The following is a 13,428-nucleotide window of genomic DNA, read 5'->3' as shown; positions in this document are numbered from 1 at the left end:
TCCATCGACCATGGGATGCCAAGCGATATGTGTCAATGCCGTTCGTCATCTTCCCGGAAACGCGGAGAGGGCCGGTCGTACCGGAAACCCAATGCCTTCCGGGAGTCCCGATCCGCCTTGTAGGCGGCGCCGAGCGCCAGGTTGATCGCGACCCGTTCCGCGGTGTCGTCGAAACCCTCGATGTCGAACGCCCGGAACAGCTGGATACCGTCTCCGGGCCCGTTCCGGACCTCGATCCGCCCGTCCACGTCGATGTAACTGGACGCCGTGACAGAGCCCTTCTCGAAGACGTCGTTCGGGCCGGCGACCACGGATTTGTCCACGACGCTGGTCAACTCGTGCGGAGCCGCGAGGAGCTGTTCCAGCCGGGACTGGGCTCGCCGTACTCCCGCAGCATCGTCGGGCTCGAACACCCACACCCAGATCTCCTCCGGGCGGGCGTTCCAGCAGATGAGTTCGGGCCCGGCGAACGCACCCTCGACATCGCACGTCACGAGCGCGTCGGGGAAACGCCGTCGCAGCTCAGCCACCCGTGTGGCGAGGCCGCCCGCGTACGCGGCGTGTTCCGAGATGTCCCACGCCACCTACGGCTCGCGCATCCAGGTCTTCGGGTCGGTCACGAAGACGCCCTTGCCCTGCTGCCGCCGGATCACCCGCAGCGCCTCCAACCGGGCGTAGGCCATCTGCACAGTCCCGTGGCTGACGTCGTATCGCACACGTAGTTCAGCGATAGAGGGCAGCTTGTCCCCCGGCTTGACTTTCTTCGACCTGACATCGGCGATCACATCATCGGCGATGCGCCAGTAATCCGGCACTTCTCGCATGGCACTCCTCGCGTGGCAACCCGATTTGATCACACCGCGACGCACCTAACAAGCAGCGTTGACTTAACTAGCATGTCTAGATATGTTGGAGCGGAGCCGGTCCTCGCGTGGCAACGAGTGCGGCTCATCCCCTCGGTCGGGGCGGGTGCGTGTGCCCGTCCCGACCCCACCACCAGGACCTCGCGCTCCCGCCTGCTCTCAGAAAGGACTGTCGTGGCTCAGGTGTATCGAGGTGGCCGGCCCTACCCCGCCGGCTACGCGGCCCGGTTGACCCCGTACGAGGTGCGGACCCGCGAGTTCGCCGCGCATCGGCGCGGCGTCGACCCCGTGGAGGTACGCGAGTTCCAAGCCCGGGTGGCCGATGAGCTGGGCATGCTCAACGAGACGGTACGGCTGCTCAGCCGGGAGAACGACCGGCTCGGACGGGCACTACGGGACTGGCAGACCATGCACGCGCGGGAGTGCCGGCCGCCGCACGAGCAGCATCCCAACTCCGGCCACTGGTGACCGCGCGCCCCTCCCCAGGCGACCTTCTCGTCATCGACGGTCGAGCCTCGGTGCAGTTCGCCGGGGACCGCGCCCTGACCTTCCGCGTCGTGTCGGTGTCGAACCAGCCGACGTACGAGGGTTGGGTCTGGTTGACGGGCTACGTCCTCGACCGCCGAGGCGACGCGACCGTCAAACGCGAGGTCTTCGTACAACTCGCCGGTCTCCGGACTCCGAAAGGCACCGGGGAGATCCCCTCCACGGTTCGTCACACGTCGTCGACGCGTACGGCGCTCTCGGCCGGTACGGTCGTCCGGCCGGCGAGCGCCTGACGTAGCGCGGCCGACTGCTCCACCGAGCCGCCCCGGACGCCGAGGCTCCGTCGGGCCGCCCGGTAGTAGCCGTCCCGGGCCTCGTTGACCCTGTCCAGTTGCGCCGAGATGTCTTCCGGAACTTGGACGATCCCCCGGGCCAGCCGCTCCAACTGCCAGATCGCGTCCCGCCAGGCCGCGGCGGCGAGCACCGTGGGCTCGTCGCCGAGAAGCAGCAGGTTCTCCCAGACGATGGTGCGCCGCGCGTCCGACTCGGCGAGCCGGGCGAGGCCCTCCTCCCGGTCGATCGGGTGGCTGTGCGACCCGGGCCGCAGGTGGGCCGTCATCCGCAACGCCACCGCGTGACTCTCCTTGAGGGCGTGCGCGAACTCGACGTACGCGTCGAGGCGTCGCTCGTCCCAGCGCACGTTCTGGCTACGACGCCAGCGCGCGCGGTCGGCGAGCGAGGTGGCGAGGATCGTGCCCAAGGTGCCGACCAACACACCGAGGAGCGCCGGAAGCTGCGTCAGGAACGTGCCCACGACGCCGAGGCTGCCGTACCGGGGTGGGCTGTGCCAACCCGCCGCCGGCGGACGGGACGCGACGAGGGGGCACTGTCCGTCCTGCTGCCGGTCGGGAAACGTGACCTGATTGAGGGACGTCGCGGTGGCACCCGCCGTCCATAGTGGTGGTCGGTCACCGATGTCGCACAGGACGGACAACCGATGAAGACGGTAGCGAACCTGGGCCGGACGGGCATTTCATCGGTCCCCGCGGACCTGCTGGAGCGGACCGAGCTTGAGGTGCTGTCCCTGTACGGCAACGAGATCCGCAGGCTACCGCCCGAGATCGGCGCTCTGGGGCAGCTGGAGAAGCTGGACCTCGCTGGAAACAGGTTGAGCAACCTCCCGCGCGAGATCGGCGAGCTGAAGCGCCTCCGCGAGCTGGATCTCGGCGGAAACCGGCTCACGGTCCTGCCCGAGGAGCTTGGTGCGCTGCCCGATCTGCAACTGCTCGACCTGCGGGGCAACCTGCTCAAGACCCTCCCGACGAGTCTCGCGCCGCTGCTGATCCGGGGTCAGCTGACGATCCGGCTCGACGACAACCCGCTGGACCAGGCCCTGATCGAGACGCTGCGTCGTGGGGACGCCGCGCTGGGGGCGTACCTGCAGAGCCTGGGGGACGGGGCTCCGCAGTACGAGGCCAAGATCCTGCTGGTGGGCGAGGGGAACGTCGGCAAGACGTCGCTGGTGGGCGCGCTCAACGGCGAGCAGTTCGTGAAGGGGCGTCCGACAACGCACGGCATTCAGATCCGGGAGTTGGTTCTGCCGCACCCGTTCCTGAACGAGACGTTGACGCTGCGCACCTGGGACTTCGGTGGCCAGGAGATCTACCGGGTGACCCACCAGTTCTTCTTCAGTCGACGCGCCATCTACCTGCTCGTCTGGCACCCACGCGAGGGCCAGGAGCAGGGCGAGGTGGAGGGCTGGCTGCACCGCATCCGACTGCGGGTGGGAACGGAGGCCTCGGTGATGATCGTGGCCACCCACGCGGACGAACGGCGGCCGGAGTTGGACTTCCCGCGCCTGCGGGAGCTGTTCCCGGGCATGATCGCGGGCCAGTACGCGGTGGACAGCGAAACCAACCGCGGCGTCACGGCGCTACGGAGGGCCATCGGCGACGAGGCGGCACGGCTGCCGCAGATGGGCCAGTTGACCAGCCGCCGGTGGGCCAGCGCCCGGGACGCAATCCTGGCGCAGGCCGGTGCCCAGCCGCAGATGTCCTTCGAGGACTTCGCCGCGATCTGCCGCCGTCACCGGGTCCGCGACGACGAGGTCGTCCACCTTGCCGAGTTGCTGCACGACCTGGGCCAGGTCATTTACTACGGCGACGACGACGGTCTGCGCGACATCGTGATCCTCAACCCCGAGTGGCTGACGAAGGCGATCAGCCACGTGCTGGAGGACCACGGCGTTCGGGCTGGCGACGGAATCCTCGAACACCACGAGCTGCGGCACATCTGGCGTCCGCGCGACGACGGCCTGTCTTACAACCCGGTCCACCACCCGTTCTTCCTGCGGTTGATGGAGAAGTTCGACGTCTCGTACCGGCTCAACGACGGTGACCGGAGCCTGATCGCCCAGTTGGTCCGGTACGAGCGCCCCCGGCTGCCGTGGGAGGCGACACAGCCGGTACCGGACGGTATCCGGGTGCTGCGGCTCACCTGTGAACTCGGCGAGAGCGCGCCGCCGGGCCTGGTCTCGTGGATCACCGTCCGCCACCACGACGCGTCGACGGGTCGGCACTGGCGGCGAGGCGTGTTCCTGCGCCATCCGATCGACACGTACCAGTCCGAGGCGCTGGTGGAGTTGCAGGCCGACCACAGGTTGGCCATCGAAGTCCGCGCTCCGTCGCCCGATCTCTTCTTCAACGTGCTGCGGGACAGCCTGGAGCGCCTCCTCACCACGCGCTGGCCGGGCCTGCCCTTCAAGCTGTTCGTACCGTGCCCGAGCCGCGACGCCGACGGCGTGGCCTGCACCGGGCGTTTTCCGCTCGACGGGCTGATCAAGTTCCGGGAGCGTTCGACGCGTCCCGGCCCGGTCCAGTCCGTCGGCCTGTTCGACGTGACCCCGGCGGCCGGGACGAACCGGCCGGAGGTCGTACTCCCCTGCCTGACCTGCCAGCAGGACCACGACGTCGCCGGCCTGCTGACCGGTTTCGTGGCGCCGCAGCCCTTCGGCGCGGAGCTGAACCGGCTGGAACGACGGCTCAGCACCCTCAGCCAGGAGGTCGGCCTGATCGGGGACCATGTGGCGGAGACGGCGTCGTTCGCCGCGGACACGGCCCACCACCTGCGCCGACTGGTGCGGGCCGTCGGCACGGAGGTGACCGACTGCCCGCGGCTGTTCACCGTCGCCACGATCCCGCCCATCGGCTGGCGTCGTCTCTCGTTCGGGCAGCGGTCGATCCGGATCACCCTCTGGTGCGAGCAGCCCGGCGAATGGCACACCTGGGACGGGGCCAGCTACGAGCTGACCCAGCCGCGCGCCTGGCTGGAGAAGGCCGCGCCGTACCTGAACCTGGTGTTCAAGACCCTGCGCCTCGTGTATCCGGTGGCGGCCTCGGTGGCCGGCTACGTCGCGCCCAACCTGGAGCACGCGCAGCGGGAGTTGGACCTGATGAAGAGTCTGATCGACTCGTTGCCCACGTCGCTCGCCGAGGACGCGCTGGCCGCGCCGCCCGAGTCACGGCACGCCCTGACCGTGGCACAGGGCGCCGCCCTGCGCTCGTTCAAGGTGCTGCTCATGGAGTTGGACGCCGTACGGACGTTTGGTGGGCTCGGCCGGGTGCTGACGTCCACCGGGGAGTTCCTGTGGGTGTGCCCGACCCACCGACGCATGCACGACCCAGGTCTGCCGGTGCTGCCCGCCTGACACCGCGCCGCCCCGATCGGTGGCAGCTCAGCAGAACGGCACGCGGCGTGTCGAATCGCTCAGCTGCCACCGATCACGGGCGGCCACAGATCCCGGCGCGTCGCGAGGATCGCCAGGGTCTCCCGGCGTACGTCGTCGTCCTCGTTGACCAGCCGGCGATGGGCGAAGCGGACCACCAGGATTCCGACGGTCGCCAACAGAGCGTCCCGGCGCAGGTCGGCCTCCCGTTGGCGGGGGTCGCCATGGGTGGTGGAGCCGTCGAGTTCGATGTTGACCCGTTCCCGCTCTGCGTACATGTCGAGGTACACGGTGCGGCGCCCGAGACGCACCGGCACCTGCCGGCGGAACTCCGGCATGGTCGGGCCGGTGAACACGTGCTCGTGGCCCCAGATCTCCAGCGGGCTACGGCTTCCCTCGCCGAGCCTGGTCAGCAGGATCCGCAACGCTGCCCGGTCGGTCAGCTTCGGCTCGCTGCTGAGGGCGACCGCCAGCCGCTCCGGGGTGGTCAGCCAGTCGTTGACCGCCCGGATCACCGGCGCCCGTCGCTCGGCGGACGGCAGGATCGGCCACGAGTCGACGATGGTCTGCTCAAGACGGGTCACCGTCAGCCCTCTGCGGACGACCACGTGCGGCGGCTCGATGACGAGGCCCCTGCGTCGGTGCACCACCACTCCCGGGCGCGTCCGTAGGCCAGCGTTGATCGGTGCGCTGAGGTGCAGTGGCTCGTTGGCAGTCGGCGCGTGCAGGCCCCATGCGGCGAGCGCGCTGACATGGCTGAGTGTCGCGCACCCCCGTGCCCACGCGAGAGCCGCGAGCGGGGCCACGCCCGGGTCGAGCTGCTTCAGGACCGGGATGCCCGGCCGACTGTCCACCAGGTGCGCCGCCACGAAGACCTCCGGCAGCACCCGTACCAATTCACCGCCGCGGGAGGCATGCTCCAGCGCCCACTCCGGCACCACCTGGGTCACCGCCGCGCGGGTGACCAGCCCTCCGGACCGTTTCACCAGTTCCCGCAGCACCGAGTTCACACCACGCACCGTGCGGCTCCGCCCCCGAGGGCCGCAAGGACCCCCGTCGGCCTCTGTGGACAGCACTCCCCATGTGGAAAACCCCCACGTGCGCCCACGTTCTGCTAGCCCGCGATGATCCGTGGCACCTCAACAGCGAAGCTGTCGGCGTGTCATGTCGCCCAGCCGCCAACGATCAAGGGGGACATCGATCAAGCGGGGCAACGGGGGCTCACGCGGCCAGCGTGGCGTAGCGGCCGTTGCGGTTGAGCAGGCTCTGGTGGGTGCCGGTCTCGACGATGCGGCCGTGGTCGAGCACGGCGATCTGGTCGGCGTCGCGGACGGTGGAGAGCCGGTGTGCGATGGTGAGCACCGTCCGACCCTCGGAGAGCACGTCGAACGCCTGCTGGACGGCGCGTTCGGTCTCGGTGTCCAGCGCGCTGGTGGCCTCGTCGAGGACCAGGATGCGCGGGTCGCGCAGCAGCGTACGGGCGATGGCGAGTCGTTGCTTCTCGCCGCCGGAGAAGCGGTGCCCGCGGGAGCCGACCATCGTGTCGTACCCGTCGGGGAGGCCGGCGATGAGGTCGTGGATCTGGGCGGCGCGGGCGGCGGCCTCGATCTGGGCGTCGGTGGCGTCCGGCCGGGCGTAGCGCAGGTTCTCCCGGACGGTGGTGTGCAGCAGGTACGTCTCCTGGCTGACGACGCCGACGATCGCGGCCAGGTCGGTCAGGCGCAGGTCGCGCAGGTCGACTCCGTCGATGGTGATGCGGCCGGCGGTCGGGTCGTGCAGGCGGCTGACCAGTCCGGCGAGGGTGCTCTTGCCGGAGCCGGTCTCGCCGACGAGGGCGAGGCTGGTGCCGGCGGGCACGTCGAGGGTGATGCCGGCGAGGGCGGCGGTGTCGCTGCCGGGGTAGCCGAAGGTGACGTCCGCAAGGCGCAGGTGGCCGCGGACCCGGGCGGGGTCGAGGCGGACCGGCTCGGCGGGGTCGGCCACGTCGACCGGCAGGTCGAGGTATTCGAAGATCCGGGCGAACAGCGCCAGCGAGGCGGTCAGCGACACGCCCACGTTGAGCAGGCCCATCAGTGGCCGGAACAGGCCGCCCTGCAGGGCGGTGAAGGCGACCAGGGTGCCGATGCTCAGCGTGCCGGCGGTGCCGGGCAGGCCGGCGGCGAGGTAGATCACTGCCGGTACGGCGGCGAAGATGATGCTCATCGAGGCCATCCGCCAGCGGCCGGCCAGTTCGCTGCGCAGCTCCAGGTCGACCAGGCGGGCCGACGAGGCGGTGAACCTGTCGATCAGGGCGGGGCCGGTGCCGAGGGTCTTGGCGAGCTGCACGCCGCTGATCGACAGCCCCTCCTCGACGGTGACGTTGAGGTCGGCGAGTTCGCGCTGGCGCTGGTCGGTGATCTCGCGGCGCATCCGGGCGACCCGGCGGGTCAGCCAGATGGCCGGCGGGAGCACCACGAGCGAGACCAGGGAGAGCTGCCAGGAGAGCGCGACCATGGCGACGGCGGTGGCGACCACGGTGGTGAGGTTGGCCGCGACGGCGGTGGCGGTGGAGGTGACCACCGACTGCATGCCGCCGATGTCGTTGGTGATGCGCGACTGCACCTCGCCGGTGCGGGTGCGGGTGAAGAAGCCGAGTGACTGCCGCTGGAGGTGGCTGAACACGTCGGTGCGCAGCCGGTGCATGACCCGCTGCCCGACCTGGGTGGAGATCCAGGTCTGGACGACGCCGAGAGCGGCGGTCACGGCGGCCACGGCGACCATGCCGAGGACCAGCCAGACCAGCAGGGTCACGTCGCCCTGCGGAAGGGCACGGTCGATCACGGCACGCAGCAGGAACGGGCTGGCCATCGCGACGACCGAGGAGAGCACGATGATCGCGGTGACGATGGCCAGCGCGGGTCGGTGGGGGGTGAACAGGCGGCCGATGCGGCGCAGGGACACCTGGCGGGCCTGCGTCTTCTCCTCGGCGCTGACGGTGCGGTGGCCGCGGTCGCGGCCCATCGGGGTGGGTTCCAAGGGGGAACTCCTTCCGGAGGCGATATGCTGAGGTTACCTCAACATGAGGGAACAACAGTATCGGCTGCTACCGTATTCCGGTGACCGAGGACACCACCGACAGCGGCGACGAGAGCCTGGCCGAGACGTTCTGGGCGGTCGCGTCCCGTCTGCGCCGACAGACCCGGGAGTCGTTGGCGCCGTGGGACGTCACCCCCAGCCAGTCCCGCGCGCTCGGGGTGCTCGGCCGTCACGGTGAGGTACGCCCCGGCACGCTCGCCGAGCACCTGCACATCGCGCCCCGCTCGGCCACCGAGGTCGTCGACGACCTTCAGGCCCGAGGGCTCGTCGAACGGAGACCCGACCCGGCCGACCGCCGGGCGACCCTGGTCGCGCTCACCGACGAGGGCACCCGCGTCAGCGCCGCCATCCGGGCCGCCCGCCGCGCCGAGGCGGACCGCTTCTTCGGCCACCTCCCCGACGCCGACCGCGCCGAGCTGGCCCGCATCCTGCGCACCCTGCGCGCATAACCGCCCCGCGCGCGGGTAGCCAGCCGCCCCGCTCGTTCGCCGGACCCCCGCCACCACCAGCCGGGGAGACGTGACAGGAGGCGCTCATGTCTGCCCTGAACCACCGCCACCCCGCCTGATGTGCGGGATCAGCGGGGAGGTGCGCTTCGACGGCCGGCCGCCCGACGCGGCGGCGGTCACCCGGATGACCGAGGCGATGCGCTCGCGCGGCCCGGACGACGAGGGCCTGTACGCCGACGACTGGGTGCTCCTCGGGCACCGGCGGCTGACCATCATCGACCTGTCCGATGCCGGCGGCCAGCCGATGGTGCGCGACGACCTGGGCCTGGCGCTGGTCTTCAACGGGTGCATCTACAACTACCCCCAGCTGCGCGAGGAGTTGCGGAACGCCGGGTACTCCTTCGGATCCACCAGCGACACCGAGGTGATCCTGGTGGCGTACGCGCACTGGGGTGAACGCTTCGTCGACCACCTGGTCGGCATGTTCGCGATCGGGCTGGTCGACCGGCCCCGGCGGCGGCTCGTCCTGGCCCGCGACCGGCTCGGCATCAAACCGCTCTACCTCGCCGAGGCCCCCGGGCGGCTCCGGTTCGCCTCCACCCTGCCCGCGCTGCTGCGGGCCGGCGACGTCGACACCGGCATCGACCCGGTGGGGCTGCACCACTACCTGTCCTGGCACTCCATCGTGCCGGCGCCCAGGACCGTGCTGCGTGGCGTCCGCAAGCTGCCGCCCGCCACGGTGCGGGTGATCGAGGCCGACGGGCGCAGCCGTGAGCAGGTGTACTGGCAGCCCGACTACGTGCGGGAGCCGGCCGACGCCGGGATGGACGCCGCCGACTGGCGGGCCGCCATCTCCGACGCGCTGCGCACGGCCGTACGCCGACGGCTGGTCGCCGACGTCCCGGTCGGGGTGCTGCTCTCCGGCGGTCTGGACTCCAGCCTCATCGTGGCGCTGCTCGCCGAGGCCGGCCAGGAGCACCTTCGCACGTTCAGCATCGGCTTCGACAGCCGGGGCGACGAGTCCGGCGACGAGTTCCACTACTCCGACCTGGTGGCCCGCGCGTACGACACCGACCACCACCGGATCCGGCTCGCCGACGACGACCTGACGCCCGCCGTACGAGGGGCCGTGCTGGCCATGACCGAGCCGATGGGCAGCCACGACGTGGTCGCCTTCCACCTGCTCTCAGAGCAGGTGGCGCGGCATGTGAAGGTGGCGCAGTCCGGGCAGGGCGCCGACGAGGTGTTCGCCGGCTACGGCTACCACCAGCCGCTGACCCAGGTGCCCCGCCACGGCGCCGCCGAGACGTTCGCCGCCGCGTTCTTCGACCGTGGCCACGACGAGCTGCGCGCCATCGTCGGCCCGGCGTACGCGCTGGAGCGCGACGCCAGCCGTGACCTGCTCACCGACCACCTCGCCGCGCCCGGGGCGCAGACCGCGCTGGACGCCGTCCTGCGCCTGGACACCCACCTGATGCTCCCCGACGACCCGGTGAAGCGGGTGGACAGCATGTCCATGGCCTGGGGGCTGGAGGTGCGTACACCGTTCCTCGACCAGGACCTGGTCACCCTCGCCGCGCGCTGCCCACCGGAGCACAAGGTGGCCCAGGGCGGCAAGGGCGTGCTCAAGGAGGTCGCCCGGGAGGTGCTGCCGGCCGAGGTGGTCGACCGGCCGAAGGGCTACTTCCCGGTGCCGGCGCTGCGCAACGTGGACGGGCCGGTGCGCGAGCTGGTCGCCGAAGCGTTGCAGGCCCCGGTCGCGCGCGAGCGGGGCCTGTTCCGCCCCGAGTACGTGGCGCGGCTGCTCGCCGAGCCGGACCGGGCCGAGGCCGCGGCGGGCAGCAACAAGCTGTGGCAGCTCGGTCTGCTGGAACTGTGGTTGCAGACCCACGACATCCGTTGAGAACCGTTGGTCAGCCGGCGGCGGTGTGGGCGGCGAGGTCGTCGATGACCGCGCGCAGGTCGCCGGTGTGCTCCAGCACCCGTCGCTGTCGGGTCGCCCCGGTGCCGTCGCGGCGCAGCCGGGCCAGTTGGGCCAGCACGTAGCCGAGATCGCCGTGACGCAGCAGCGCCGGGGCGATCACCGCCATCAGCTCGTCCACCAGGTCCCAGGCCGGTCGGGCGCCGCCGGCGCGCAGGTCGATCAGCTCGCCGTCCAGGCCGTCGTGGGCCGCCCGCCAGTGCGCGGCGGCGACGAGGCAGTCGCGCACGGGCGGGGCGAGCACACCGGCGCGTACGTCGTCGGCCAGTGTCGCGACCAGGCTGCGGACCAGGGCGGCGACCAGCACGGCGTCGTCCACGGTCGGACAGACATCACCGACACGGACCTCCACCGTCGGGTACGCCGACGACGGCCGGGCGTACCAGTAGACCATCGCCGCGTCCAGCATGATGCCGGCGGCGATCAGCTCGTCGACGGTGCGGTCGTAGTCGGCGGCGGAGTCGAAGTACGGCGTGGGGCCGATGCTGGGCCAGCGCTCCAACTGCATCGACCGCCAGCTGGCGTGGCCGGTGTCGTACCCGTCGTGCAGCGGCGAGTTGGTGGTGATCGCCTGCACCACCGGCAGCCACACCCGCAGGTGGTTGCAGACCTGCACGGCCAGCTCCCGGTCCGGCAGCCCGACGTGCACGTGACAGCCGCAGACCGCCGGATCGTGCGCCACCGGCCCGTACCGGCGGGACATGGCGTGGTAGCGCGGCCGGTCGGGCACCGTCCGGTGCGGCTCGGCCACCGGGGTGGCGCCGACCGCCACGAGCCGGGCCCCGGCCACGGCGGCGGCCTCGACGGCGGAGCGGCGCAGCGCCACCAGGTGGGTGCGCAGCTCGGTGAGGTCGGCGCAGACCGGGGTGACCATCTCCACCATGCTGTGCCGGAACTCCTGGCGGCCCTGGTCGCGGGCCGGGCCGCGCAGCGCGGCCAGCACCTGGTCGGCCACCGGCAGGTTCCGGCCGCTGTCCGGGTCGAGCAGCAGGAACTCCTCCTCGACGCCCAGGGTGAGGGTGAGGGTGTCGAGGTCCGGCACGGTGTCGACGGTCGCCGGTCGGTAGGCCATGGCCGCCTCCATCCGCTGCTGCGGCCAGGGGTGGACACCCCGGCCGACGGGCGGCTCGGTTTCCCGGCCGGGGCGGCCGGCAAACGCACGGTCAGCCCGCCGAAACCGCCGCCGCCCGACGGTCGAGAAAGGCCCGTTCGGCCGAATTGTCGGTCAGCGCGACGGCCGTCCGGTACGCCTCGACGGCCTCCCCACGCCGGCCGAGCCGGGCCAGCAGGTCGGCGCGGACGGCGTGCCGCACGTGGTAACCGGGCAGATCGAGGCGGTCCACCTCGGCCAGCGCCGCCGCCGCACCGGCGACCTCGGCGAGCGCGACGGCCCGGTTCAGCGCCACCACCGGGCCGGGGGCGACCACCGTCAGCTGGTCGTACAGGGCAAGGATCTGACGCCAGTCGGTGTCGGCGGCGCGCGGCGCGGCGCTGTGCACGGCGGCGATCGCGGCCTGGATCTGGTACGGCCCCGGCCGGTCGCGGCGCAGGCAGCGACGCACCAGCGACTGCCCCTCGGCGATCAGGGCGCGGTCCCACCGGTCCCGGTCCTGTTCTCCGAGCGGCACCAGCTCGCCGTCCGCCGTGGTCCGCGCGCCCCGGCGGGACTCGGTGAGCAGCATCAACGCGAGCAGGCCCAGCGCCTCCGGCTCGTCCGGCATCAGCTCGACGAGCAGCCGGGCCAGCCGGATCGCCTCGACGCACAGCTCGGCACGGACCAGGTGCGGGCCGGCGCTGGCCGTGTACCCCTCGTTGAAGATCAGGTACAGCACGGCGAGCACAGCGTGCAGCCGCTCGGGCAGGTCTGCGTCGCGCGGCACCCGGTACGGGATGCGGGCGTTGCGGATCTTCGACTTGGCCCGGACCAGTCGCTGCGCCATCGTCGCCTCCGGCACCAGGAACGCGCGGGCGATCTCGGCGGTGCGCAGGCCGCCGAGCAGACGCAGGGTGAGCGCGACGCGGGTGGCCGGGGCGAGCGCCGGATGGCAGCAGGTGAAGATCAGACGTAGCCGGTCGTCGCGCACGGGCCCCTCCTCGTCGGGTGGGTCGGCGGCGTACAGCAGGGCCGCCTGGGCGTGCCGGTCGACGCGCGTCGCCTCCCGGCGCAGCCGGTCGATGGCCTGGTGGCGGGCCGTCGTGATGATCCAACCGGCCGGGCTGGGCGGCGGGCCGCTGTCCGGCCACCGACGCAGCGCGATGGCGAAGGCGTCCTGGACGGCCTCCTCGGCGAGGTCGATGTCGCCGAGGAGGCGCACCAGCACGGCGACCGCGCGGCCGTACTCGGCGCGGAACACCGCCTCCACGTCGGGCACGGTCAGTCTCCGGCCCCGGACCGGAAGGGGCGGACCTCGATCGGCAGGGTGGTGGCCAGCGCGTAGCGGCGACCCCAGTGCAGGGCGGCGTCCAGGTCCGGCACGTCGATGATGGTGACGCCGCCCAGGTACTCCTTGCCCTCCACGAACGGTCCGTCGGTGACCAGGACGTCACCGTCGCGGGCGCGCAGCACCGTGGCGGTCTCCGGCCCGTGCAGACCCTGACCGAAGACCCAGGACCCGGCGGCTGCCAGCTCGTCGCGCAGCTCGCCGACCTCGCGCATCACCTGTGCCAGGAACTCCGGCTCCGGCACCCCACCCTGCGGCTGGTGCATGCTGAGCAGGTAGAGCGTCATCGTTCCTCCTCGTGGCGGCCGGCGCGACGCCGACCTCTCATCCTCCATACGAACGACTACCGCCCACCTCGACAGGCCGGCCGGAAAAAATCGGCCGTCCCGGCCGCGGGCGTGCGCCGCCG

At 71.6% G+C, this 13,428-nt stretch carries 12 protein-coding genes; 4 read left to right on the top strand and 8 right to left on the bottom strand.

What is annotated here, in order from left to right; all coding sequences use genetic code 11:
- Nucleotides 1-32: 32 nt before the first annotated feature.
- Together ACFYPR_RS22270 and ACFYPR_RS22265 are read right to left on the bottom strand one after the other, a co-directional pair.
- Nucleotides 33-584 (bottom strand): hypothetical protein, encoded by a 552-nt coding sequence (locus ACFYPR_RS22270; RefSeq protein WP_387262181.1) that lies wholly within the window; start codon nucleotides 582-584, stop codon nucleotides 33-35.
- Nucleotides 585-824, bottom strand: a complete 240-nt coding sequence (locus tag ACFYPR_RS22265; protein ID WP_354859612.1) for a winged helix-turn-helix domain-containing protein — start codon at nucleotides 822-824, stop codon at nucleotides 585-587.
- A gap of 213 nt (nucleotides 825-1,037) precedes the next feature.
- Between ACFYPR_RS22265 and ACFYPR_RS22260 the strand changes: the two genes are divergently transcribed.
- Nucleotides 1,038-1,331 carry a DivIVA domain-containing protein gene (locus ACFYPR_RS22260; RefSeq protein WP_354859613.1) on the top strand — a complete coding sequence of 98 codons (294 nt, stop codon included), beginning with the start codon at nucleotides 1,038-1,040 and terminating at the stop codon, nucleotides 1,329-1,331.
- A gap of 247 nt (nucleotides 1,332-1,578) precedes the next feature.
- Here ACFYPR_RS22260 and ACFYPR_RS22255 read toward each other — a convergent pair whose 3' ends face one another.
- On the bottom strand, nucleotides 1,579-2,163 hold the full coding sequence (locus ACFYPR_RS22255; protein ID WP_355065191.1) for a hypothetical protein: 585 nt from the start codon (nucleotides 2,161-2,163) through the stop codon (nucleotides 1,579-1,581).
- A 183-nt stretch (nucleotides 2,164-2,346) separates the two neighbouring features.
- Between ACFYPR_RS22255 and ACFYPR_RS22250 the strand changes: the two genes are divergently transcribed.
- Nucleotides 2,347-5,055 (top strand): COR domain-containing protein, encoded by a 2,709-nt coding sequence (locus ACFYPR_RS22250; protein WP_387262177.1) that lies wholly within the window; start codon nucleotides 2,347-2,349, stop codon nucleotides 5,053-5,055.
- 59 nt (nucleotides 5,056-5,114) lie between these two features.
- Here the strand turns inward: ACFYPR_RS22250 and ACFYPR_RS22245 are convergent, their stop codons facing one another.
- A complete protein-coding gene (locus ACFYPR_RS22245) occupies nucleotides 5,115-6,092 on the bottom strand; it encodes an endonuclease domain-containing protein (RefSeq protein WP_387262174.1) in 978 nt (325 codons plus the stop codon).
- Nucleotides 6,093-6,294: 202 nt separating this feature from the next.
- Nucleotides 6,295-8,073, bottom strand: a complete 1,779-nt coding sequence (locus ACFYPR_RS22240; RefSeq protein WP_387262462.1) for an ABC transporter ATP-binding protein — start codon at nucleotides 8,071-8,073, stop codon at nucleotides 6,295-6,297.
- Between the two features lie 95 nt (nucleotides 8,074-8,168).
- On the opposite strand from ACFYPR_RS22240, the gene ACFYPR_RS22235 reads away from it, so the two are divergent.
- Nucleotides 8,169-8,597, top strand: a complete 429-nt coding sequence (locus tag ACFYPR_RS22235; RefSeq protein WP_354859624.1) for a MarR family winged helix-turn-helix transcriptional regulator — start codon at nucleotides 8,169-8,171, stop codon at nucleotides 8,595-8,597.
- 118 nt (nucleotides 8,598-8,715) lie between these two features.
- Nucleotides 8,716-10,500 (top strand): N-acetylglutaminylglutamine amidotransferase, encoded by a 1,785-nt coding sequence (locus tag ACFYPR_RS22230; RefSeq protein WP_354859625.1) that lies wholly within the window; start codon nucleotides 8,716-8,718, stop codon nucleotides 10,498-10,500.
- Nucleotides 10,501-10,510: 10 nt separating this feature from the next.
- Here the strand turns inward: ACFYPR_RS22230 and ACFYPR_RS22225 are convergent, their stop codons facing one another.
- From ACFYPR_RS22225 to ACFYPR_RS22215, 3 genes are all read right to left on the bottom strand, one after another.
- Nucleotides 10,511-11,650, bottom strand: a complete 1,140-nt coding sequence (locus tag ACFYPR_RS22225) for a glutamate--cysteine ligase (protein ID WP_387262171.1) — start codon at nucleotides 11,648-11,650, stop codon at nucleotides 10,511-10,513.
- Between the two features lie 91 nt (nucleotides 11,651-11,741).
- Complete coding sequence (locus ACFYPR_RS22220) at nucleotides 11,742-12,950, bottom strand: RNA polymerase sigma factor (protein WP_387262169.1); 1,209 nt, start codon at nucleotides 12,948-12,950, stop codon at nucleotides 11,742-11,744.
- A 2-nt stretch (nucleotides 12,951-12,952) separates the two neighbouring features.
- Nucleotides 12,953-13,306 carry a YciI family protein gene (locus tag ACFYPR_RS22215; RefSeq protein WP_387262165.1) on the bottom strand — a complete coding sequence of 118 codons (354 nt, stop codon included), beginning with the start codon at nucleotides 13,304-13,306 and terminating at the stop codon, nucleotides 12,953-12,955.
- Between the last annotated feature and the right edge of the window lie 122 nt (nucleotides 13,307-13,428).

Source organism: Micromonospora sp. NPDC005254 (assembly GCF_042872525.1).
Lineage (GTDB): Bacteria > Actinomycetota > Actinomycetes > Mycobacteriales > Micromonosporaceae > Micromonospora.
Note: the sequence above shows the minus strand (reverse complement) of the source record. Positions and strands in the feature narration are given on the sequence as shown.

What these genes read in the sequence shown, in the direction of transcription:
- ACFYPR_RS22265 (WP_354859612.1), bottom strand. Translation starts at nt 824, where the DNA reads ATGCGAGAAGTGCCGGATTACTGGCGCATCGCCGATGATGTGATCGCC.
- ACFYPR_RS22250 (WP_387262177.1), top strand. Translation starts at nt 2,347, where the DNA reads ATGAAGACGGTAGCGAACCTGGGCCGGACGGGCATTTCATCGGTCCCC.
- ACFYPR_RS22240 (WP_387262462.1), bottom strand. Translation starts at nt 8,073, where the DNA reads ATGGGCCGCGACCGCGGCCACCGCACCGTCAGCGCCGAGGAGAAGACG.
- ACFYPR_RS22230 (WP_354859625.1), top strand. Translation starts at nt 8,716, where the DNA reads ATGTGCGGGATCAGCGGGGAGGTGCGCTTCGACGGCCGGCCGCCCGAC.
- ACFYPR_RS22225 (WP_387262171.1), bottom strand. Translation starts at nt 11,650, where the DNA reads ATGGCCTACCGACCGGCGACCGTCGACACCGTGCCGGACCTCGACACC.
- ACFYPR_RS22215 (WP_387262165.1), bottom strand. Translation starts at nt 13,306, where the DNA reads ATGACGCTCTACCTGCTCAGCATGCACCAGCCGCAGGGTGGGGTGCCG.